Below are 22,748 nucleotides of genomic sequence, written 5' to 3'. Positions count from 1 at the left end.
GCACTATTACTTATTGACAAATTGTTAATGAATTGAAATTGTCACTGATGCGCTCAGACCAGAAAGCAGGCAGAGTCAGATAGTTGCTTGATAGTTCAATTAAGGATAAAATCCATTATGTGCTAAGTAACTTTACTTACCTAAAAGATTATTGTGAGTAGGACTGCTTTAGTATCCACTCTCAACCAATTATTAAACTGGACTGGCTTGAACTAAGTGCATATCAAAAAATCTTTACATTCAGCCCTCTTTCAAGAAACCAGGCAGAGGGCAGAAGAAAAGAGGATTTTTTTATTTATTTCTTCCATCTATCTATGAGGTGTGGCGATCGCCGCCAGTGAGGTCTTCCTAATGATTGTTGTTTACGAATTGCAAATATTAAAAAATACTTAATGATTATGCCGAAAGTTATTTCAATACACTCTTACCGTGGTGGAACTGGAAAATCGAACTTTACTGCCAACCTTTCAACAACTGTTGCTCTAGCTGGAAATAGGGTAGGTGTGGTGGACACTGATGTTCCCTCACCTGGAATTCACAACCTGTTTTGCTTAGAGCCAGAACAAATGAACAAAACCCTGAATAACTACCTTTGGGGGGAAAGTCCGATTGAGGAGGCTGCATATGATGTCAGTGCCAACGTGGGATTAACCGGAGTCGGTCAGATTTTTCTGGTTCCCTCCAGTGTGAAGGCAGATAATATTGCCAGAATCCTGAAAGAAGGCTACGACGTGAAGCGGCTCAACGATGGGCTTCGGCAATTGGTGAAGGCATTACAGCTTGATTATTTGTTCATCGATACTCATCCAGGACTCTCAAAAGAAACCTTTTTGTCGATCGCCATTTCCCATGTCTTGATTTTGATTTTGCGCCCAGATAAACAAGACTACCAAGGAACGGCTGTAACGGTGGATGTGGCGCGTCAACTCAATGTTCGTAAGTTATTACTGACGATTAACAAAGCGCACAGCAAACTCAACTTTGAGGTATTGCAGCAGAAGGTAGAAGAAGCCTACAGTGCCCCAGTCGCAGGCATTTTTCCCCTATCGGAAGACATGGTGCAACTTGCCAGTGAAGGAGTGTTCTGCGTGAAGTATCAGGATCATCCCATTAGTCAGGAATTTACCAAAGTTGCCCAACGGATTATGGAATAACCGATTCATTACGAGAGATATTTTATGAACACTGGTGATTTACACTCTCTTGCGAGTTCTATTACAGCAGTTGCATCTCCCTTTCGCAATTATCTAAGCGATCTTTACGAGAAGTATCGTTTGGTTGATGATGGTGTGGTTGCAGATTATATTCCGGAGTTGGCACTGGCAAAACCAGAATGGTTTGGGATTTGTGTCGTGACGAAAAATGGTCAAGTTTTTGATGTCGGGGAATGCGACCAACTCTTCACGATCCAATCCATCTCCAAGGCATTTGTCTATGGTTTAGCGTTGGAAGATCACGGTCGAGAATACGTCAATACCAAAGTCAGCGTTGAGCCAACAGGGGAAGCTTTTAATGCAATTGTCTTAGACGAGAAAACGAATCGTCCTTATAACCCAATGGTAAATGCAGGCGCGATCGCCACATGTGATCTGATTAAGGGCAAGGGCGGAACAGAACGGCTCAAGCGCATTTTAGATATGTTTAAGCGATATACTGGACGCGCTCATGATATTAACGTCCCTGTTTTTTTGTCAGAAAAAGCAACAGGAAATCGTAACCGAGCAATGGCATATCTGATGCTCAACTTTGATATGGTCAGTGAGCGAGTTGAAGAAACCCTTGACCTCTATTTTCAGCAATGTTCCATCTTGGTGAACGCACGGGATCTGGGAATGATGGCAGGGACGTTAGCGAATGGCGGGATTAATCCTGTCACAGGTGAGCGAGCGATTGATGAACGCTACGTTCAGGATGTGATTAGTGTTATGCTCACCTGCGGAATGTATGATTATTCCGGGGAGTGGACGTATCGCGTCGGGATGCCTGCCAAAAGTGGTGTGGGTGGTGGTATTACAGCTGTGGCTCCTGGCAAGTTAGGGATTGGCACATTCTCACCCCCTCTAGACAGTAAGGGAAATAGTGTGCGGGGAATCAAGATTTGCGAAGAACTGGCTAAAGATTTTGGACTACATTTATTTAATGTTGCCAAGCCCGATCGCGTTTTAGAAGATTGGATTGCAGGAACAGGAGATGCAGACACTTGGTAAGTTGAACTGATTACTGACAACTTTTAAAAAGCGATCGCCAATCATGAATTCAAATTCCAACTCATTACTAAACATCCTCGAAAAAGGTTTAGAAGCAGGAAAAAGTCGCCCAAAAAAGGTGATCATCGTTGGGGCGGGGATGGCAGGTCTAGTTGCAGGCGACCTGCTCAAACGGGCAGGACACAATGTCACGATTCTGGAAGCTCAACATCGAGTCGGCGGCAGAATCTACACTGTGCGGTCAGGACTAGCTCCCGGACTACGGGCAGAGATGGGAGCAATGCGAATCCCCCAAAGCCACGACTTAACGATGGCATATATCAAGCGGTTCCGCCTGAAGACAGAACCCTTTATTTTAGCTAACCCAAACGCCTACATCTATCTACAAGGCAAGCGCGTTCGTCGCAAAGAATTCGATCCCAAGAAGTTTGAGTTTGATGTTCACCCGCACGAGTTGGGCAAACAACCCGAAGACCTGTTGAAAGCTACCTTCAAGCCGCTTTACGAGCGGGTGCTGGAGCAAGGGGAGACTGCTTGGGATGGCATTATTGAAGAATACGACCATTTTTCATTGCGTGGGTTCTTGCGCCATTCGGGTTGGTCAGAAGGAGCGATCGAAATGTTAGGCATTCTGTGGAATGTCGAATCCCGGATGAATTCTTCCTTCGTCAGTTACTTGCATCACGAATACTCAAACACCTTTTCCCACATGGTGTATCTCGTAGATGGCTCTGATGCTTTGCCCAATGCGTTTTTGCCAATTTTGGGTAAGAACATCCGGTTTGGGGCATCTATGGAGGCGATCGAAAATACAGCCAAAGATGTCACGGTTACTTATGATACAGCGGCAGGACGTTTTCAGGAAACTGGAGATTATTTGATAGTCACCATTCCCTTTAGCCTGTTGCGTCATATTGAAGTGACCCCCTCCTTTTCACCGCGCAAACGTCGTGCTATTCGTCAACTCAACTATGACTCCTCCTCCAAAATCTTTTTCCAATGCAGTTCTCGCTTCTGGGAAAACGATGATGGAATTCATGGGGGTGGTTCGGTTACTGACTTAGCGATCCGCAACGTCTATTATCCTCAACACGGACAGGAAACCGGACGAGGCGCACTCTTAGCCAGTTATACCTGGGGGAGAGATGCAGCATGTTTTGCCAGCTTGCCCAAAGATTATCTGATCCGACAGGCGATCGAAAACTTAGGCGAGATTCATCCGCAAATTGATCGCACCTTTGAAGTGGCAGTGTATCATCACTGGGGCAACGATCCCTATGCTGGAGGGGTCGGTGCATTGCTAGAACCAGGTACTATGTCTCATTTCAACAACATTGTGATTCCAGACGGGCGAGTTTATTTCGCAGGCGATCACTGTAGTAAGTTTGAAACACGCTGGATTCAGGGAGCGATTGAATCTGCTATTCATGCCGCTATGGGAGTACATGAAGCCCGCTAGTACCGAAAGGCAAAAGTCACGCATTCAAAAGTCACGCATTCACGCATGCTTGAATTTTAGGCTTTCTGGCTGTTTTGAATGGTAGGTTTATTTCCGCCGACCTGTACTAGGTGATTTCCAAATAAAAAATATCCCATCGCTCTCTTGGCAGGGGAGCTCTTAGTACAGCATTTCATTAATTCGTAGCGAATTAAATTTAGCAATACCTTGCAAAGCCAATGCATCCCGATGCAAAGCCAATGCATCCCCTTGCAAAGCCAATGCGTCCCCTTGCAATGCCAATGCATCCCCTTGCAAAGCCAATGCATCCCGATGCAAAGCCAATGCGTCCCAATGCAATGCCAATGCGTCCCCTTGCAAAGCAATACGCTTGGGTTAAAGCTAAAACTCTTTGTCAAAGTCAATTTTTTTAACGAACCGCCTTCGCGTAGCGTCTCGTAGAGAAGACGCAGCGAAAAGTCGGAGCGCCGGCTTCCGGCGATCTGTTAGCGCAGCGTTAGCGACGTAGGAGCGTCACTTTTCAAGACAGAGGACACAAAGAGAAGAAAGAGAAGGAAAAAATTGCTTAACTGAACTGTATTGCCTTGCAAAGCCAATGCATCGGGATGCATTAAAAACGTTACGCTTTTACACAAAACTGTACTTAGCAGGGGGAGGAAAAGTCGTTTTGAGTCGAGAAATTGGATAATTTATTTTTTGGAGTTCCCTAAGTACGAAGATCAGATGAATATGAAGCGATATCTTACTCATTTGCTAAAGCTGACTGCTGATCGACCCGTCGGCACTATTGCCGTCACTATCCTGCTCACCTTATCACTCTTCCTGCCACTTGGCTGGAGCGCCTGGAATGCCTATCAAGATTTTCACCGCATCGTTGTCAATGATTTTCAACTGCAAGAACTGACTAGCACCATAACTCATCTTGATGAAGTGTTAACGATGTCTGCCCGGATGAATGCTGTAACCGGCGACAGTCGCTGGGATCAGCGATATCACCAATTTGCACCCCAACTTGATAATGCTATTAAACAAGCAATGCAGATTGCACCAGAAGCTTATAAACAGAAGGGAGTATCTGAAACGGATGCAGCAAATCTTAAACTTGTTGAGATGGAGAAGCGATCGTTTGAATTAACAAGAATTGGACAAGTTGAGGCAGCAGCAAAGTTACTCTCCAGCCCAGAATACGAGCGGCAAAAGCAAATCTACGCGGCTGGAATTAAGCGTAGTACAACAGCGATTCAAAATCGAATTCAGTATAACTTTAACTCCTTTAGCCGCAATTTATTCTTATCCAGCATAATTTCTGTAGTCAGTTTACTCACACTGATTCCCATCTGGTGGGGTGTCCTGCAACTGCTACAAAAATATTTACGCGCCCGGAAAGCGAGTGAACGAGCATTAGCTGTTGCTAAAGAACAACTCGAAGCAGTCTTAGATGCTGTACCTGGTTCCATTTCCTGGATTGATTCTGGTGGAGTTTACATCGGCGTCAACCGTTATTTAGCAGAGGATTGGAATCTTTCCCAAGATGCTTTTATTGGCAAAGAAGTGGGCTTCCTGCAAGGAAGCACCCAACTAGCAGAATTCACAAGGAAGTTTTTGTTAAATCGCCAAGAATCTGCTTCCCAGGTAATCGAAGTGGATTTAAACGGCTCTAGCAAATACTACCTGGTTGCAGCACAGAAGTATCAAAAGGGCACTGCAACAGTGACTGTCGGGATTGATATTAGCGATCGCAAACGCGCTGAGGAAGCCCTTAAAATTGCCGAAGAAAACTACCGCAGCATTTTTGAAAATGCCTTGGAGGGAATTTTTCAGTCCACCTCTGACGGGAAATTCAAGAGTGTTAACCCAGCAATGGCACGCATCTACGGCTATGATTCGCCGCAACAGATGGTAAATAATATTACAAATATTACAGAACAAGTCTATGTTGCTCCCGAAGATCAAGCGGATCTCACACGTCGGTTAACAGAAGATGGAGAAGTTAAAGCCTTTGAGTATCAAGCCTACCAGAAGGATGGCAGCATCATCTGGATTCAGGAAGACACCCGTGCGGTGCGAGACAAAAGTGGTAAGTTGCTTTATTACGAAGGAATTGTGCAAAACATCACGGAACGCAAACGCCGTGAACAAGAATTGAAACGCCAGTTAGAAGAATTGAAGGTAGAAATCGACCATAAAAAACGGCAACAGGAAGTGGCAATGCTGACTAAGAGTGACCATTTTCAGGAATTGCAGTCAGAAATAGCTAGTTTGGATGTAGATGAGTTTTGGAGTTGAAGTTACAGAAATTTCCACCTTCAAACTTGACGTGGCTTACAACTATTAGAGCAGAGAGCCACACGGCTTCTAGCTGTGGGATGGGCAGTCCTCATCAGTAACAGATTAAGGTCATTAACAATTTGTCAATAAGTAATAGTGCTGAAATTTCTGTGGAAAATCGAGGTAGAAAACACAAATTTTTAACTGGCGATCGCAACGAGAACATTTTTGACTTGAATTTAATCCGTGTCAATGAGAATTCTATCTCACAGTAGGGGAATACTTTAAGCAGAGGTTTCCCCTACTCAATTGCTCATTTATGACTTACTCGTCAGCACAACGGCGCAGTACCGCTCTAACTACCAGAACAGAGTTTTCGCCCTTTGGCAACAAGCTAGTGCAATCTGGCTATGTCAATACCGAACAGATGAGGCAGGCACTAATTGAAAGCCGCAAATCTGGCAGACCCTTAACAGAAGTATTAGAGTCAATCACTGGGCAACAACTATCGCCTGAGTTGCTCAGGCAATACAAAAAACAACAGCTATTTGAACTGAAAATACTATACGGAGTTGAATTCCTCGATCCAGAAGTCAATTCCGTTGGCAACACGATGATGGGGAACCTGATTGAAACCCTCATCCCAGTGGATATCTGCCGTCGCCATCGTTTAGTACCACTGTCGAAACAGGAAGACCAAACCCCGCCCTCAGTTTTAGTGGCGATGGTTGCTCCAGATAATCTAGAGGCTTCCGATGACCTGAACCGCATCTTGCGCCCCCAAGGTTTGGCCTTGCAGCGCATGGTAATTACCCAGGAAGATTACCAGCAGCTAATCAACCAATACCTGGATGAAGTGGCTGTTAAGCAGAAGCACCTAGAACGAGAAAACTCTACAGATATTAGTCAGGATTTAGAAAATCTCGGAAATCTCGATATTTCGGATGCTCCTGAAGAAATGGAGGCTGATCTAGGGGCAGCGATGAAGGGTGCAGAGGATGCCCCAGTTATTAACCTAGTCAACAGAATCCTAGCTAAAGCCTTGCATGAGGGCGTTTCTGACATTCATATCGAACCGCAAGAAGAAAACTTACGCATTCGCTTTCGGAAAGATGGCGTACTGCGTGAAGCTTTCCCCCCAATGCCGAAAAAAATCATCCCGGCGGTGACAGCCCGATTTAAAATCATCTCCAATCTAGACATTGCTGAACGCCGTCTACCCCAAGATGGGCGTATCCGTCGGCTGTTTGAGGGACGTAAGGTGGACTTCCGGGTGAATACCTTACCCAGTCGCTACGGGGAAAAGGTGGTACTGCGGATTTTGGATAACTCCTCCACCCAACTGGGATTAGATAAGTTAATTACCGATCCAGAGACTTTGGATATTGTCAAGGATATGGTTAGCCGTCCCTTTGGGCTAATTTTGGTAACTGGGCCAACTGGTTCTGGAAAAACAACCTCGCTGTATTCTGCACTCTCAGAAAAGAACGATCCCGGAATTAATATCAGTACTGTAGAAGACCCAATTGAGTACAGTCTTCCAGGGATTACTCAAGTACAGGTGATTCGGGAAAAAGGGCTAGATTTTGCTACTGCATTGCGGGCTTTCTTGCGGCAAGATCCAGATGTGCTGCTAGTGGGTGAAACGCGGGACAAGGAAACGGCAAAAACAGCAATTGAGGCTGCCTTGACTGGTCACTTAGTATTAACTACCTTACATACCAATGATGCCCCAGGTGCGATCGCTCGTTTGGGAGAAATGGGGATTGAGCCTTTCATGGTTTCTAGTTCCTTAATTGGTGTTTTAGCTCAACGTCTAGTGCGGCGTGTATGTTCTGAATGTCGTATTGCCTACACTCCCACAACCGAGGAACTGGCTCGTTATGGTCTATCAGCTTCTTCAGATGTGGGAGTCACCTTCTATAAGGCTAACACCTTGACATTAGATGCGATCGCAGATGCCAAAACCAAAAATCACCTTTGCCCAAAATGTAATGGGGTCGGCTACAAAGGGCGTTGTGGTGTTTATGAAGTCATGCGAGTCACCGAAAACCTGCAAACTCTGATCAACGAAGATGCACCCACGGAACGCATCAAGGAAGTGGCAATAGAAGAGGGCATGAAAACCTTGCTGGCTTATAGTTTGGACTTAGTGCGTGAAGGTTCCACCACTCTAGAAGAAGTAGAACGAGTGACGTTTACCGATACTGGCTTGGAAGCAGAGTTAAAAGCCAAACGCAAGACTGGTCTTACCTGTCGGAGTTGCGATGCCACGTTGAAACAAGAATGGTTGGATTGTCCTTACTGTATGACACCTCGGTTTTAAGACTAATAGTCATTGGGCATTAGTCATTAGTCATTGGTCATTGGTCATTAGTCATTGGTCATTGGTCATTGGTCATTGGTTATTGGTCGATGCTTAATAACTTTAAACAAATGACAAAAGACAAATGACAAATGACAAATAACAAAATTAAAAGGAAGCAGAACTATGGAAATGATGATTGAAGATTTGATGGAGCAGTTGATTGAATTGGGTGGCTCGGATATGCACTTATCCGCAGGTTTGCCTCCCTACTTTCGCATCAGTGGCAAACTTACCCCTATAGGTGAGCATGTATTGACAGCCGATCAATGTCAAAGGCTGATTTTTAGTATGCTCAACAATACTCAGCGTAAAACTTTAGAGCAGACCTGGGAATTGGATTGTTCTTATGGTGTCAAAGGTTTGGCTCGTTTCCGGGTCAATGTCTATAAAGAGCGTGGTGCTTATGCTGCTTGCTTACGGGCATTAAGTTCTAAGATTCCTAACTTTGAAAAATTAGGTTTGCCAGATATCGTACGAGAAATGTGTGATAAGCCCAGAGGACTTATTCTGGTGACAGGCCCTACAGGTTCCGGCAAGACAACTACCCTAGCGGCAATGATTGACTTGATTAACCGCACCAAGGCAGAGCATATTTTAACGGTGGAAGATCCAATTGAATTTGTCTATGAACCAATTAAAAGCTTGGTTCACCAGCGGCAACTAGGAGAAGATACTAAAAGCTTTGCTAATGCTTTGAAAGCAGCCCTGCGGGAAGATCCAGATATTATTCTGGTGGGGGAAATGCGCGATTTGGAAACGATTTCTTTGGCGATTTCTGCTGCGGAAACAGGACACTTGGTATTTGGTACGCTACACACTAGTTCCGCCGCTCAAACTGTTGACCGGATTATTGACGTTTTCCCCCATGAAAGACAAACCCAAGTGCGGGTGCAATTGTCTAACTCATTGGTAGGGGTATTTAGTCAAACCTTGGTGTCTAAGAAAAACCCTAAACCCGGTGAATATGGTCGGGTGATGGCTCAAGAAATTCTAATTGTCACTCCTGCTATTTCCAACTTGATTCGAGAAGGCAAAACATCTCAAATTTACTCAGCAATTCAAACTGGCGGCAAATTGGGAATGCAAACTCTAGAAAAGGTTTTAGCCGATTTTTATAAAGCCGGAACGATTTCCTTTGAAGCGGCAATGTCTAAGACTTCTAAGCCAGATGAAATTCAACGTCTCATTGGTAATTCTACACCGCAAGCTGCCGCAGGTGCTAAACCCGGTGTGGCTGCCAAAGCACATTAAAAGAATTGGGGATGATGAGGGAGATGAGGGAGATGAGGAAGTTGTAGTAAGTCTTTCCCAATTACCAATTACCAATTACCAATTCCCAATCCCCAATAAATAACAACTATTTTGAATTTATTTATGCCAAACTTCGTTGCCCGTGTTCGCGATTCCCAAGGAAAATCCCGAACAGAAAAAATTGTTGCTGAATCCTTGGTACAAGCTCGTACTAATCTTAGAGATCAAGGTTTTGTAATTCAAGAACTCAAGCAATCTCAAGGCTTTCAGCCAGATGTTGCCTTCAAAAACTTTCAGAATTCCTTAGTTAAGGTTTCTGTGAAAGACAAAGCCGTTTTTTCGCGTCAATTTGCCGTTTTGATGAATGCGGGAGTTGCGATCGTTAGAAGTCTGGGGGTGCTTTCTGAACAGTGTAGTAATACTAAACTGAAACAAGCCCTTGTGGAAATTAGTACCGATGTTCAAAGCGGAATGAATCTTTCAGAGGCAATGCGGAAGCATCCTGACTGTTTTGATGGATTATATGTGAGTATGATTCAAGCTGGCGAAGTTGGTGGTGTTCTAGACGAAGTATTAAACCGTTTAGCTAAGTTGTTAGAAGATGTTGCCCGTTTACAAAACCAAATTAAATCAGCACTATCTTATCCAACGGTTGTGGGTTTTATCGCAGTTGCTATTTTTCTAGGGATGACCATTTTTCTTATTCCCATTTTTGCCACTATTTTTGTACAACTTGGAATCACATTACCAGCTTTAACACAATTCTTGATGGATGCTAGTAAATTTTTGAGAAGTCCGGGTGCTTTAGTCCTTCTTGCTGCTCTTATCGGACTGAAATTTGCTTTTACACAATACGGTAAAACTCCTGTTGGCCGCATCACAATCGATCGTTTTTCCCTAAAGATGCCATTGTTCGGTGATTTAATTCAAAAATCTTCAGTTGCCCGCTTTAGCCGAACTTTTGGTTCTTTGACTCGTTCAGGTGTACCAATTTTAACTTGCTTGGAAATTGTCCGAGATACATCAGGAAACCAAGTGATTGCTAATGCCATAGATGCAGCCCGTATGGAGATTCAACAAGGAGGTATGATTAGCATTGCTTTACAAAAAGATGCCGTTTTTCCAGCTATGGCAATTCAGATGATTAGTATCGGAGAAGAAACTGGAGAATTAGATGCAATGTTGATGAAAGTTGCCGATTTCTATGAAGATGAAGTCGAGCAAGCAGTAAAAGCAATGACTAGTATTTTGGAACCGGTGATGATTGTAGTTCTAGGGGGAATGGTTGGAACCATTTTGCTAGCGATGTATCTGCCTATGTTTGCGGTATTTGAAAAGTTGGGATAAAGGATTAATAGTTAAGAGTTAGAAGTGATGAGTTAGGAATTAAAGTTTTTTATTCCTAACTTTTAACTTCTAACTGATTAATTTTATTTTTAACTCCTAACTCCTAACTCCTCACTCCTCACTATTTAATAAACTATGACTGTGCAAAAATCTCAGTACGAAGCGAGTTTGGCAGAGTACAGCAATCATCTAGCTGCGATCGCCTTACTAAAGCAATATCGGCCATACTTGGAGATGATTCCCAGTCTGCGCCGTCCAGATGAAAGTATCATCACTATACCGTTGCCAATTGTCCGGCTTCGCAATACTGCTACAACAGCCCCACAAACGATTTGCTTACCCTGTGATGTCGCAATTTTGATGTGCGATCCAGAGTGGAAAATCAAAACTGGAGCAGAGATTTTAGTTTTTATTCATCGCGCTCACGAAGACTTTTCTGATTTGTTAGGACGTTGGCGACAAACCCAAGTTTATTTAGACAATGATTATGAGTGGTTGATGCCTCTGCGTCATAGTCATATTTTGAGTGAGGGAGCTAATACTATATATCCTCTGTTTATTGTTTTTAGTGAGACTTTAGAACGCATCCAAAGAGGTCTTGTGGGAGCCGAACTACCATTTATAATGCAAACACCAGATTTGCTGGTTGAGGAGAATATCACAGATATTTTCTCTTCACAAACTCCACTAGCTTAGGTACTTATAGTTAAAAACATCCCATCATCAGGATGCAAGTCCTTGCATCTCTATAAATGTACTAAGCGTGAAACTACATATTTTTACCCCTCGGCTACACCGTCCCCCTTTTGCTAAACCAGAGGGGTTTTATTATGTGCATCTTCATCCAAAATTCGTATAAGTACCTACGTAACAAACTTTCACCTTTACTAAACTACAAATTAGCTCGTCACACATCCGTGAAACGGCTGGTTCTACAAAAACAGGACTTACGCAAGATATGCCTGAAAACCTGATTATTGCGTAGCGGTAATTCATGAATTACCACTACTTTCGTTATGTTTTGCGTAAGTCCTAAAAAATTTTATTTTTACTTTTTAAAGAGTAATGAGGATTTGGCAAAGATTCAGTAATCTTACTGTTGTCAATAAAGAATTATCATACAATTAGAGACATTCCTTTAAGAGTAGATATTTTATACTAATGAATCTGAATCGTTTTTCTCAAAAAACAACGAATTCTCAAGAGAACATTTCACAACAAACTCAGTTGATTCAGATGTGTGGTTCCAAACGGCTATTTCGCGATCGCTATGAAATACTGCAAATTTTGGGTAGAGGTGGTTTTGGTGTGACATTTTTAGCCAAAAATGCCGTATTACCTGGGAATCCATTGTGTGTCATTAAACAACTTTGTCCAAAAGTAACTACTCCCCAAAGTTGGCAAAGGGCATGTATGCGCTTTGAAAAAGAAGCAAGAACTTTGGGACAACTCGGTAGTCATTCGCAAATTCCCATGCTATTAGACTACTTTCAGGCGAATGGGGAGTTCTTTTTAATTCAAGAATATGTGCCGGGTTTTACTTTGGCGCGAGAAGTGCGGCAAACTGGGCCCAAAAGTGAAGCCTCAGTTAAGCAGTTTTTACAGGAATTATTACCTGTATTACAGTATCTTCATAAACATTATGTGATTCATCGGGATATTAAGCCCCAAAATTTATTACGGTGTGAATATGATGGGCGCATAGTGTTGATTGATTTTGGGGCGGTGAAAGAGAAAATAGTTAACGCTTGTGAAAACTCAATCAATCCAGTGGCAAATACCAACTTTATCGGGACTAGGGGATTTGCACCACCAGAACAGTTTTCTCTACGTCCAGTTTATGCCAGTGATATTTATGCGCTGGGTGTAACTTGTATTTATATGTTGACTGCTAAAAGTCCTTTAGAATTGGACTACGACCCAAATACTGGTGAAATATTTTGGCAAAAACAGGTAAATATCAGCAACAGTTTCGCCCAGATTTTAGGAAAAATGGTGAAAATTACCTTAGAGGAGCGGTTTAAGACTGCCGATGAAGTGATAAAAGCTTTAAGTAATGAAAGTTATTCACCTACTTTGGCTAACTGTCTAACTACCCAAAAATTAAATAATAAAAGTATTACACAACACGAAATTACACAACATAAAATTCCCCAACATGAAATTACACAACACGAAAATTATGATGTATATATGCCACCTGTAGCCAGAACTGCTAGTGCTATTCGGAAATGGAGAGCAAGATTCAAGGAAACAAGATAGCACATACAGTAGAATTCAGAATTCAGAATTCAGGAGTAAAACACGCTTTATCCCTGAGTAACAGACGAATTGTTGTGTACCTGATCAACTTTAAATCTGCTGTAAGTTGCTGCTCTTTTTTAGCTAAAGTATCAAATGAATAATTAATTATGGGCAATTTAAAATAGCTAAAACAAATTTAGTAAGCATTTTAACTATATTTGATAGTCAGTAATGATTAATTAATCAGGATTTATCTTCAATACTGAGTCAGTTATCACTTGCCAAGATACAAGCAAAATTACTAGGTTTAAAAGTTCAAAAAAATATTTTTATTCAGATTATTATATAATCGATAGAATAATTAATCTTATGGCTCTCGTAGTTTTCCACAGATGAGGAAGACTGACTACTATTTACAAAAGCTAACTATATAAGTAATTCCCCAATCCCCAGACAGGGTTTATCTACCACAAGTAAGCGAGAGTCAATTATCTTAAGGGAAAGTTCGGGGCAAACTTAGCCGAAGTTGTCATGCAGTCGCGCCTGTCAGATCATGATCTGCTGCTTAAATCCCGATTGCTCAAATCCCCTGAATCCCAATGGAAAGAAGTTTTGCCAAAGTTGTAGCACCCCGCTGGTGTCACTTTTAAGAAATCGCTTCCGTGTCATCCGAGTCCTTTCAGATGAGGGGGGATTTGGCAGAACCTATCTATCAGAAGACGTAGATAAACTCAATGAACGCTGTGTTATCAAGCAATTAGCTCCAAAATTCCAAGGAACTTGGTCGCAAAAAAAGGCGATGGAGTTGTTTGCAGAGGAAGCGCAGCGACTACAAGACCTTGGAGAACATCCCCAAATTCCAACTTTGATAGCTTACTTTGAGCAAGACGGCTGCCTATATTTGGTGCAGCAGTTTATTAATGGGGAAAATTTATTAAAGGAGTTGCAACAGCGCAAGGCTTATAACGCTAGAGACATTCAATCTATTTTGCTAGATTTATTACCCATCCTAAAATTTATCCACGATCGCAAAGTTATTCATCGAGACATCAAGCCAGAAAATATTATCCGCAATAAAAATGATGGGCGATTAAGCCTGATTGATTTTGGTTCCTCAAAACAATTTACCGCCAAAGTTCAGCAGAAATCTGGCACATCCATAGGTTCACATGGTTATTCTCCCCTAGAACAAATTAGAGATGGGAAAGCTTTCCCTGCTAGCGACTTGTTCGGTGTGGGGGCTACCTGCTTTCATCTGCTAACGGGAAATTCCCCATTTCAGTTGTGGATGGAATCTGGATACGCCTGGGTAAGTAATTGGCGGGAATATTTGCAAAGTCCGTTAAATCCTGAGTTGGATTTTGTCATCGATAAGCTTTTGAAAAAAGATATCTATGAACGTTACCAATCAGCCGAAGAAGTCCTTAGAGACTTGACTCCCAAACAACTCCTCGCCCTACCACCTGCGGGTAAGTCATCTGGGAAATTACCACCAACTAAAGCACCATCTTTACCAAAAAATTATCCTTTACTGAGAATTTTCATCTTGCTAAGTGCTTTCATTCTGTTGTTTGGATTCAGTGAATCTTGGTATAAAAATTTTCGCCGTATTCAAACTAGTTTGGTCTCTAGATTGATTCAGCACAATAGTCCTGGTAAAAATGACGCGATTTTGAGTCAGATTACCTTGGGTAAGGTTTCCTTAGCTAACACCCTCCAAGCACACGAAAACTCAGTTTTATCTGTCGCCATCAGCCCCGATGGTAAAACCATAGCCAGCAGTGGCAGCGATCGCACAATCAAACTTTGGAATCTCGCAACCGGAAAACTAATCTCTTCACTCAACGGGCATTTTCAGCAGGTGAATGTCGTAGTAATTAGTCCAGATGGCAAAATTCTAGTTAGTGCCAGTGATGACAACACCATTAAAATCTGGAATCTGGCAACGCGAAAACAAATTCGCACTCTTATGGGGCATTCTGATTCAGTTCATGCCCTGGCCATCAGTGCTGATAGTGAGACTTTAGTTACTAGTAGTGATGACAACACCATTAAAATCTGGGATTTGGCAACAGGAGAGCAAATTCGGACACTAGCAGGGCATACATTCTGGGTGCGGTCAGTGGCTATCAGTCCCGATGGTGTGATTCTGGCCAGTGGCAGTTTTGACAAGACGATCAAAATCTGGAATCTAGCAAAGGGATACCCAATCCGCACATTAGAAGGAAATTCTCAAACAGTGACAACTGTGGCTATTAGCCCAAATGGTAAAACTTTAGCTAGTGCTGGCCGCGATCGCACCATCAAACTTTGGAATTTAGTTACCGGAAGAGAACTTCGCACACTAGCGGGACATGGCAACACCGTCACATCTGTAGCTTTCAGTGCCGATGGTAAAATTATTGCTAGTGGTAGCCGCGATCGTACCATCAAACTGTGGAATACAGCTACAGGAGAAGAAATTCTCACATTAGCGGGGCACACCAACACCGTCACATCTGTTACCTTCACTCCTGATGGCAAAACCCTTGTTAGCGGTAGTGAAGATAACACTATTAAGATTTGGCGGTTGTCTGAATGAGTGGGGATTGGGGAAGATGAGGGGACAAGGGGACAAGGGGACAAGGGGACAAGGGGGAATTATTGAACAAGCCTCTTCCTTGTCTACCTTGTCTCTTCTCCATGCCCAATGACAAATGACAAATGACCAATGACAAATGACAAATCAGCAATTAGCTTAGAAGATAGTCAATCTGTATTTACCGCGTTCCTGTGGATTTTTGGAAGTAATAACTATATAGTATGTATCATCTTCAGGCAACTTAGCTCGGTCAATTAAAGCACTATAGACACCATTTTTGTCTTTGTCTTTATCGATAGCGATCGTCTGTCCATGAGAATTTAGCAAAGCTACATAAGGAGAAAACTCTTCATCAACACTATCTACACGAATACTTATAAGCTGATTTTTTTTACCTTGAAAATTAGAAACATTATAAGCGCCTCCATTTTGTTTCAGGGTTGAGCTTTTGGCAGTTAGTTGGCCTGATTCATCTAAAGTATAGCTAGCTCTGTCATTCCTGAGAGCCAAGCTATAGCGACCTGTATCTCCAGGATCTTGACTAGTAACTGCAATCTTGTAAGTGCCATTCTTAGGCAGTCGCGCAAAAATAAATGCATCATCGCCACCACTGTTTTTATCCAAAGCGCCTTTTTTGACGATGATATTGTTATCAGGATCGTGCAGAAACAACAAGGGTTTTAAACTCAAGTTATTGGTTCTACGTGTATCATTACTGCCAATCAGTCTAATTTGCACTAATTGATTTTCTCTACCCTCAAACTCATAGAACTGAAAATATCTACCTTCAGATTGAAAGTCACTTTTACTCAAAATACCTAATGCAACATCTACAAAGTTAATCTCTTTGTAAGTTGGTGTTGCAGGCGAAGAAAGTGCTGAATTATCGATATTTTGGTTTGTAGCGACATTAGAACTTGGCTTGCGAACTCTCCCAGAGCCACCATTAGAACGACTTGCGTTTGAATTTGCAGTTCTAGTTCGAGAGGATCTAGATGCAGAGTCACCACCATTCGAACGATTAGAATTTGAGTTATAAGTCCTACGTCTAGACGATCTAGGAGTAGAGCTATTATCTGAAACGCTGGAAGTCCGCTGAGAATTTTCTCTCTGAGACGATACACGAGGAGTCTGCTGTATTGGTGACTCAACAGGCGTTTTCCGTCGTGGAGATATTGATGCTTGAGAAGCAGGAATTTGCTCAATTCCTTTTTTTACTGCTTCTGGTTGTCTCTCATCTGGTGATTTAGCAATTATGAAGTCTTGAGAACTTTGAGATTTCACCAAAGCACTTATAGGCAGCACATTACTTGTAATTAACAAACTACTAGTCACGCAACCAATTAAAACATGACTTAATTTGCGACGATAGTTTTTGTTTTCTAATAGCATAATTACGCTCCTAATTTTGCTGATAATTTTGTCTATTACTGAAAGACAAAATTAATACTAGTTGCTGTTTTAACCGCAGCAGTTATTTAAACGGAAAGGGAAATTTAGCGTATATACCTTAGCGGCTTACTAAAGGCATCGCCTGTAATCACATGAATTCGTATATACTACATATCCAAATGTTTGCCACAATCAAATCGGAAAAATTATATTTTCAATTTAGACTACTAGACGAAATCTCAATTTCGTAGGTATATACTGAGCTACAAACTTAAATTGCTGCTTTTCGGATTTTTGCTCAGATATTTTTGTAAACCTGACTAAATTATTCACAGGAGATGTAATACATAAGCAGACTTTATGCCGATCAATTTGTCAAAAGGCATCGCTCAAACACAATTTTTTGCAAGTTATCTAAATTGTTCAATACCTGATGAGGTAAGGAAACTGGGGATTTGTATGGTGTCTCAGTGATATTTACTAACAAGAGAGATTATACTGCATGACTTAAGATGAATATATACCCCAACTCAAATGGATTCCCAGTATGCTCTGTTGTGTGAATCCCGATTGCCAAAAACCCTTAAATCCTGATAAAAACAACTATTGCCACAGTTGTAGAGCGGAATTGATACCCCTGCTAGGAGGTCGCTATCGTCCCACTCAGGTTTTATCAGACGAAGGCGGATTTGGTAGAACCTATCTCGCAAAAGATGTACACAAACTGAATGAATGTTGTGTTGTTAAGCAATTCGCGCCAAAACTTCAGGGAACTGGGCCGCTAACCAAAGCCGTTGAACTATTTAAACAAGAAGCGAGCCGACTGCAAGAACTGGCAGAACATCCGCAAATTCCCACTTTATTGGCTTATTTTGAGCAAAATAGCTATCTGTTTTTGGTGCAGCAGTTTATCAATGGGCAAAACTTGCTCAAAGAATCGCAAACGCGGGCAAACTATAACGAAACGGAGATTCGTCAACTTTTGCTAGATTTACTGCCGGTACTGAAGTTTATCCATGTGCGGGGAGTGATTCACCGGGATATCAAGCCACAGAATATTATTCGCCGTCAAAGTGACGGGCGATTAATCCTAATTGATTTTGGAGCTTCTAAGCTGTTGACAGCAACAGTGCAAACTAGAATGGGCACTGTTATTGGCTCACACGGTTACACTGCACTTGAACAGATGCAAGATGGAAAAGCTTACCCAGCCAGTGATTTATTCAGTTTGGGGGCTACTTGTTTTCATCTTATGACTGGGGTTCGCCCATCTCAACTGTGGATACACCAAGGTTATGGTTGGGTTGCATCTTGGCAACAACATTTAACCAGTCCAAGTAGGGAAAAGATTTCTATATCTGTAGAGTTGGGTGAAGTTTTGGATAAGCTGTTGCAACTAGACATCCAAAAGCGTTATCAATCGGCTGATGAAGTCATCACTGACTTGACACCTCAACTACCACCATTGTCATCAGTGCCCCCAACTATACTTACACCAACATTTGCAGCTACCTCAGCAAACAAGGGGCCAGTTTCACCAAAATTAAATAACAATCTGAAAAATCAACTGCTGTTAGGTTCTAGCATTTTGGTCTTGGGATTAGGGGGAGTTTGGTATTTTCAGTCTCGTCCCCATACAGTCAGCGAGGTTCCTGAACCTACTTCTCAGCCTATTTCTCAGCCTATTCAGTCCCAAAAAAACGTCTCAGAAAATTCTTATCTACCCAAACCCTTCAAGGGACATTCTAGTGACGTGAATTCCGTAGCTTTCAGTCCTGATGGTACAACTCTTGGTAGTGCCAGTGATGATAAGACAATCAAGTTATGGAATTTAGCAAGTGGACAGGAAAGCCGCACTTTAGAAGGACATTCCAATTGGATTTGGACTATAGCTTTCAGTCCTGATAGCAAAATCCTCGCTAGTGGCAGTGCGGATAAGACAATCAAACTGTGGAATCTGGAGACAGGAAAGTTAATCCGCACCTTGCAGGGAAATAGCGACGGAATTACTTCTGTAGCTTTCAGTCCTGATGGCAAAACCCTTGCGAGTGGCAGTGCTAGTAAGGATATGAAAATCAAACTGTGGAATCTAGAGACAGGAAAGTTAATCCGTACCTTGGAAGGACATACCAGTGGTGTTGCATCTGTCGTTTTCAGTTCTGATGGTAAAACCCTTGCCAGCGGTAGCTGGGATAAAACAATTAAATTGTGGAATCTGGAAACAGGAAAGTTAATCCGCACTTTAGAGGGAAATGCAGAGTCGATTCTTTCAGTGGCTTTTGCCCCCGATGGTGTCATCCTTGCCAGTGGCAGTAAAGACAAGACAGTTAAATTGTGGAATCTGAAAACAGGAAAGTTAATCCACACTTTGAAGGGACATAAAGAGAAGGTTAATTCTGTTGCCTTTTTGCCAAGTGTAGGTTCAAATGGTATTACCCTTGTCAGTGGTAGTAGTGACAAGACAATTAAACTTTGGAACCCAGTTACAGGAAAACAAATCCGTACTTTGGAGACAGGTTCTGGATATATTTATGCTGTTGCCATTAGCCCAGATGGACAAACCATTGCCGGTGGTGGAAGTGGGGAGAACATTCTCAAAATTTGGCAGATGAATTAATTAAAAATATCTGATAGTTAAGATTAGGGATAGATTGCGACTTTTTCGGGTTCTACCTCAGAATATTTAGCTGTGCAAAAATCTTAGATTAATCCTAGCTTCAAGAGATGATATTGGCGAAGACTGGAATATGATAATATTCTTTACGTGCTTAGAGGATGTTTGAAAAGTTATTTGTGATGTATCAAAGACTTGTAGATCCTCCTAAATCCCCCTTTCTAAGGGGGAATCTTTATACAAATTGATACTTTTCAAACAACCTCTTAGGATTATAGCTTGAAAAAAATATCAAAATCTATCCCTAAACCTACTTTTGTAGGTTTATGTAGTTTTTCTATTGTCAAAAAAAATATCTCTAAATAAAAGTTTATGATTAATAATATATTTTTCCTGTTCGTACTATTTTCTTCACTTTTAGGGCGAGTTAAATTTCCAGGAGTAAATATTGGTATTCATTATTTATTACTTCCTGCATTTAGCTTGGGAATCATTATTTTCTCTTTAAAAGAGATACCAGAAGTTGTTAAAAAGCATCAAATAATTTTGATATCTATAAATCTAATGTATTTATGGATGTGGCTGTCCTCATTAATGAGCGAGTTTCCAAATATTGCTATTACTTATAGTCTCAAGTACTCAACTTATTATATATTGTTTTTTGCTTTTTTAATATTAACTTTTAACAAGGTAACAAGACCATCTTTAACATTTTATTATCGTTGCATATTGCACTTACTACAGATAATTGCAGCTTTGGGTTTTTTAGAGGTTTTCTTTCCCAACAACTGGATTTTTAAATTATTAAAGTTCCCTAGCTTTTATCCTGAGATTGGTTCAATTATGCAAAACCCTAATCAGTTTGGGGTTATAGTCGCCATTGGATTATGTTTAAGTCTGATTTTAGAAAAACAGCATAAAATTTCTAAAATTGAATTACATTTAAGCGAATTAATTTTTATAATTTCCTTAACTTTGTCTGCTAGCGGAAATGGTTGGCTAATTTTTATAATTGGAATATTTCTTTTGTTGGTATATAAAATTATTAGTTTTAGAAAAATGATTTATCTAATAAGCTTGTTGTTTTTATGCATTGTAACTGTACCAGTTTCTACATGGAGACTTGGTTTAGCAGATAGTAAAATATTCCCATTAATTAATGTATTTTTAGAAAATTCAAATTCAGTAAATCCAAACGAAAAAAAGCCTCATACTCTTGTATTCACAGGTTTTGGAAGGTTTAAAATCTGGCAGGCAGCTATTAATGAAACTATTAAAAGACCACTTACTGGTATAGGTATAGGGGTTTTTCCAGACCAGATAGGAGTGAAAGTTTGGGGAAAGAAAGGTTATCACGCACACAATATATTTTTAAATGTGTCAGCAGAACAAGGAATTACTGGATTATTACTATTTACTAATTTTTTAGCAAAAATAGCATTTAAAGTTAAATATGCTAATCCTTTAATTACTGTTCCGATTATGATGTTTTTATTGTCTCAAATTCTAGATTTTTTTGCTGAAGACTATACTTTTACAACTATTGAGTTTTATTTTATAGCAGCAGCTATCAATTCTCGAAAAGATATTGTCATGCAATTAAAACCTGAAATTATTTAAAATGCCAAAAAGCGTATGATTGTTAAACCTCATCTCTACTTAATATTTCCGAATATATTTGATTTTAAGGGAGGTATTCAAGTTTACTCAAAATTTTTGCTGAAAGCTTTACAAGATATATATCCTGAAGCTGATTATGATGTATTTCTAAAATATGATAAGTATAGTTTAAAACAGCCAGAGAAATTGCAGTTTTTAAGTTCAACAAGATTTCATTATTTTGGAGATTTACCAAAATTATTACAGCCAATTTTCTTTGCCACGAAAATAATTATTTTAGCTATTCTTCAACATCCGGTTATAGTAATTTCTACTCATGTTAACTATGCGATTGTTTGTTATCTTCTAAAATTTTTCACTGGAATTCCTTACTGGGTAGTTGTTCATGGCTTAGAAGTTTGGGATATCGAAAACAAGGCAACAAAATTCGCTTTAGAAAAAGCAGATAAAATCATTAGTGTTAGTAATTACACTCGCCAGCGCTTGCTTCAAAATACAAATATTAATTCCGAGAAAATAGTTATTTTACCTAATACATTTGATGCTAGTAAGTTTCTAATAAGTTCTAAACCTACCTACTTACTCAAGCGATATAATTTAACAGCTGAACAGCCTGTAATTTTAACAGTAACGCGGCTGGGAAGCATGGCAAAATACAAGGGTTATGACCAAATCTTGCACGCTTTAGTTAAAGTGCGATCGCATCTCCCTAATGTTCACTTTATTCTTGCAGGGAAAGGAGATGATATACCTCGAATTAAAGCTTTAGTTACCAACTTAAATCTCCAAGATTGTGTGACAATTGCCGGATTTGTTCCAGATAAAGAATTGTGCGATCATTACAATCTCTGCGATGTTTTTGCTCTGCCTAGTAAAAAAGAAGGATTTGGGATTGTTTTTCTAGAAGCTTTAGCTTGTGGTAAACCTGTATTGGCGGGTAATCAAGATGGTTCTATAGATCCTTTGGCTGGCGGGAAGTTGGGATGTTTGGTCGATCCTGAGAACGTTGAAGAAATTGCCGATAATCTAATTCAAATCCTGCAAGGTGATTGCTCTAATCCAGTAATTTACCAACCAAAATACTTACAACAAAAAACTATTGAAGCTTTTGATTTTAGCCAGTTTCGTGCAAGTTTAGCAAAGTTAGTTAGTGGTAATTAATTACAATTTGAGAAAATTTGGTAAAAATAATGGACGACTCAGTATTTGTTATATTTCTTGCCTTTGGATTTCTTTGGGTTTTGATGGGAGTTGTAGGTTGGATTGCGTTTCTAAAATCTGAGGGTGAGGAAATTAAGTTTGGTAAGTGGGGACTTATAGTTGCTATTCCAATCTTAATACCAATAATTGTTACTCTGATTATTGGTGTATTTTATCATTAATAAAATCACTAAAAT

At 40.8% G+C, this 22,748-nt stretch carries 17 protein-coding genes; 15 read left to right on the top strand and 2 right to left on the bottom strand.

The window, feature by feature from the left end; genetic code table 11:
- The first annotated feature begins 398 nt into the window (after positions 1-398).
- From RMY63_RS19375 to RMY63_RS19365, 3 genes are read left to right on the top strand one after another with little or no spacing between them, the layout of a single operon-like run.
- Positions 399-1,154: a MinD/ParA family protein gene (locus RMY63_RS19375; RefSeq protein WP_322730259.1), complete on the top strand. Its 756-nt coding sequence runs from the start codon at positions 399-401 to the stop codon at positions 1,152-1,154.
- A gap of 24 nt (positions 1,155-1,178) precedes the next feature.
- Entirely contained in the window at positions 1,179-2,207 is a 1,029-nt protein-coding gene (glsA, locus tag RMY63_RS19370) for a glutaminase A (protein WP_322730258.1), read from the top strand.
- A gap of 43 nt (positions 2,208-2,250) precedes the next feature.
- Entirely contained in the window at positions 2,251-3,666 is a 1,416-nt protein-coding gene (locus RMY63_RS19365) for a flavin monoamine oxidase family protein (RefSeq protein WP_322730257.1), read from the top strand.
- A 159-nt stretch (positions 3,667-3,825) separates the two neighbouring features.
- Here the strand turns inward: RMY63_RS19365 and RMY63_RS19360 are convergent, their stop codons facing one another.
- The gene (locus RMY63_RS19360; protein WP_322730256.1) at positions 3,826-4,011 is read right to left on the bottom strand and encodes a hypothetical protein; all 186 of its coding nucleotides are present in this window, start codon (positions 4,009-4,011) and stop codon (positions 3,826-3,828) included.
- Between the two features lie 384 nt (positions 4,012-4,395).
- On the opposite strand from RMY63_RS19360, the gene RMY63_RS19355 reads away from it, so the two are divergent.
- From RMY63_RS19355 to RMY63_RS19320, 8 genes are all read left to right on the top strand, one after another.
- Positions 4,396-5,952 (top strand): PAS domain S-box protein, encoded by a 1,557-nt coding sequence (locus tag RMY63_RS19355; RefSeq protein WP_322730255.1) that lies wholly within the window; start codon positions 4,396-4,398, stop codon positions 5,950-5,952.
- A 122-nt stretch (positions 5,953-6,074) separates the two neighbouring features.
- The gene (locus tag RMY63_RS19350; RefSeq protein ID WP_322730254.1) at positions 6,075-6,209 is read left to right on the top strand and encodes a hypothetical protein; all 135 of its coding nucleotides are present in this window, start codon (positions 6,075-6,077) and stop codon (positions 6,207-6,209) included.
- A gap of 44 nt (positions 6,210-6,253) precedes the next feature.
- Positions 6,254-8,260 (top strand): GspE/PulE family protein, encoded by a 2,007-nt coding sequence (locus RMY63_RS19345; RefSeq protein WP_322730253.1) that lies wholly within the window; start codon positions 6,254-6,256, stop codon positions 8,258-8,260.
- 165 nt (positions 8,261-8,425) lie between these two features.
- Positions 8,426-9,553, top strand: a complete 1,128-nt coding sequence (locus RMY63_RS19340) for a type IV pilus twitching motility protein PilT (protein ID WP_322730252.1) — start codon at positions 8,426-8,428, stop codon at positions 9,551-9,553.
- A 123-nt stretch (positions 9,554-9,676) separates the two neighbouring features.
- On the top strand, positions 9,677-10,900 hold the full coding sequence (locus RMY63_RS19335; protein ID WP_322730251.1) for a type II secretion system F family protein: 1,224 nt from the start codon (positions 9,677-9,679) through the stop codon (positions 10,898-10,900).
- A 135-nt stretch (positions 10,901-11,035) separates the two neighbouring features.
- Positions 11,036-11,596 carry a hypothetical protein gene (locus tag RMY63_RS19330; RefSeq protein WP_322730250.1) on the top strand — a complete coding sequence of 187 codons (561 nt, stop codon included), beginning with the start codon at positions 11,036-11,038 and terminating at the stop codon, positions 11,594-11,596.
- 471 nt (positions 11,597-12,067) lie between these two features.
- Positions 12,068-13,162, top strand: a complete 1,095-nt coding sequence (locus RMY63_RS19325) for a serine/threonine-protein kinase (protein WP_322730270.1) — start codon at positions 12,068-12,070, stop codon at positions 13,160-13,162.
- A gap of 535 nt (positions 13,163-13,697) precedes the next feature.
- Complete coding sequence (locus tag RMY63_RS19320) at positions 13,698-15,725, top strand: serine/threonine-protein kinase (protein WP_322730249.1); 2,028 nt, start codon at positions 13,698-13,700, stop codon at positions 15,723-15,725.
- Positions 15,726-15,881: 156 nt separating this feature from the next.
- Here the strand turns inward: RMY63_RS19320 and RMY63_RS19315 are convergent, their stop codons facing one another.
- On the bottom strand, positions 15,882-17,117 hold the full coding sequence (locus RMY63_RS19315) for a pre-peptidase C-terminal domain-containing protein (RefSeq protein WP_322730248.1): 1,236 nt from the start codon (positions 17,115-17,117) through the stop codon (positions 15,882-15,884).
- A 547-nt stretch (positions 17,118-17,664) separates the two neighbouring features.
- On the opposite strand from RMY63_RS19315, the gene RMY63_RS19310 reads away from it, so the two are divergent.
- The 4 genes from RMY63_RS19310 (at position 17,665) to RMY63_RS19295 (ending at position 22,733) form a co-directional block, all read left to right on the top strand.
- Entirely contained in the window at positions 17,665-19,734 is a 2,070-nt protein-coding gene (locus RMY63_RS19310; RefSeq protein ID WP_322730247.1) for a serine/threonine-protein kinase, read from the top strand.
- Positions 19,735-20,103: 369 nt separating this feature from the next.
- Positions 20,104-21,351 (top strand): O-antigen ligase family protein, encoded by a 1,248-nt coding sequence (locus tag RMY63_RS19305; protein ID WP_322730246.1) that lies wholly within the window; start codon positions 20,104-20,106, stop codon positions 21,349-21,351.
- Between the two features lie 15 nt (positions 21,352-21,366).
- Positions 21,367-22,512: a glycosyltransferase gene (locus RMY63_RS19300; RefSeq protein WP_322730245.1), complete on the top strand. Its 1,146-nt coding sequence runs from the start codon at positions 21,367-21,369 to the stop codon at positions 22,510-22,512.
- Between the two features lie 29 nt (positions 22,513-22,541).
- On the top strand, positions 22,542-22,733 hold the full coding sequence (locus RMY63_RS19295; protein ID WP_322730244.1) for a hypothetical protein: 192 nt from the start codon (positions 22,542-22,544) through the stop codon (positions 22,731-22,733).
- Positions 22,734-22,748 lie beyond the last annotated feature (15 nt).

It is taken from the genome of Nostoc sp. ChiQUE01b (assembly GCF_034531255.1).
Lineage (GTDB): Bacteria > Cyanobacteriota > Cyanobacteriia > Cyanobacteriales > Nostocaceae > Nostoc.
This window is presented reverse-complemented; position numbering and strand designations above follow the sequence as displayed.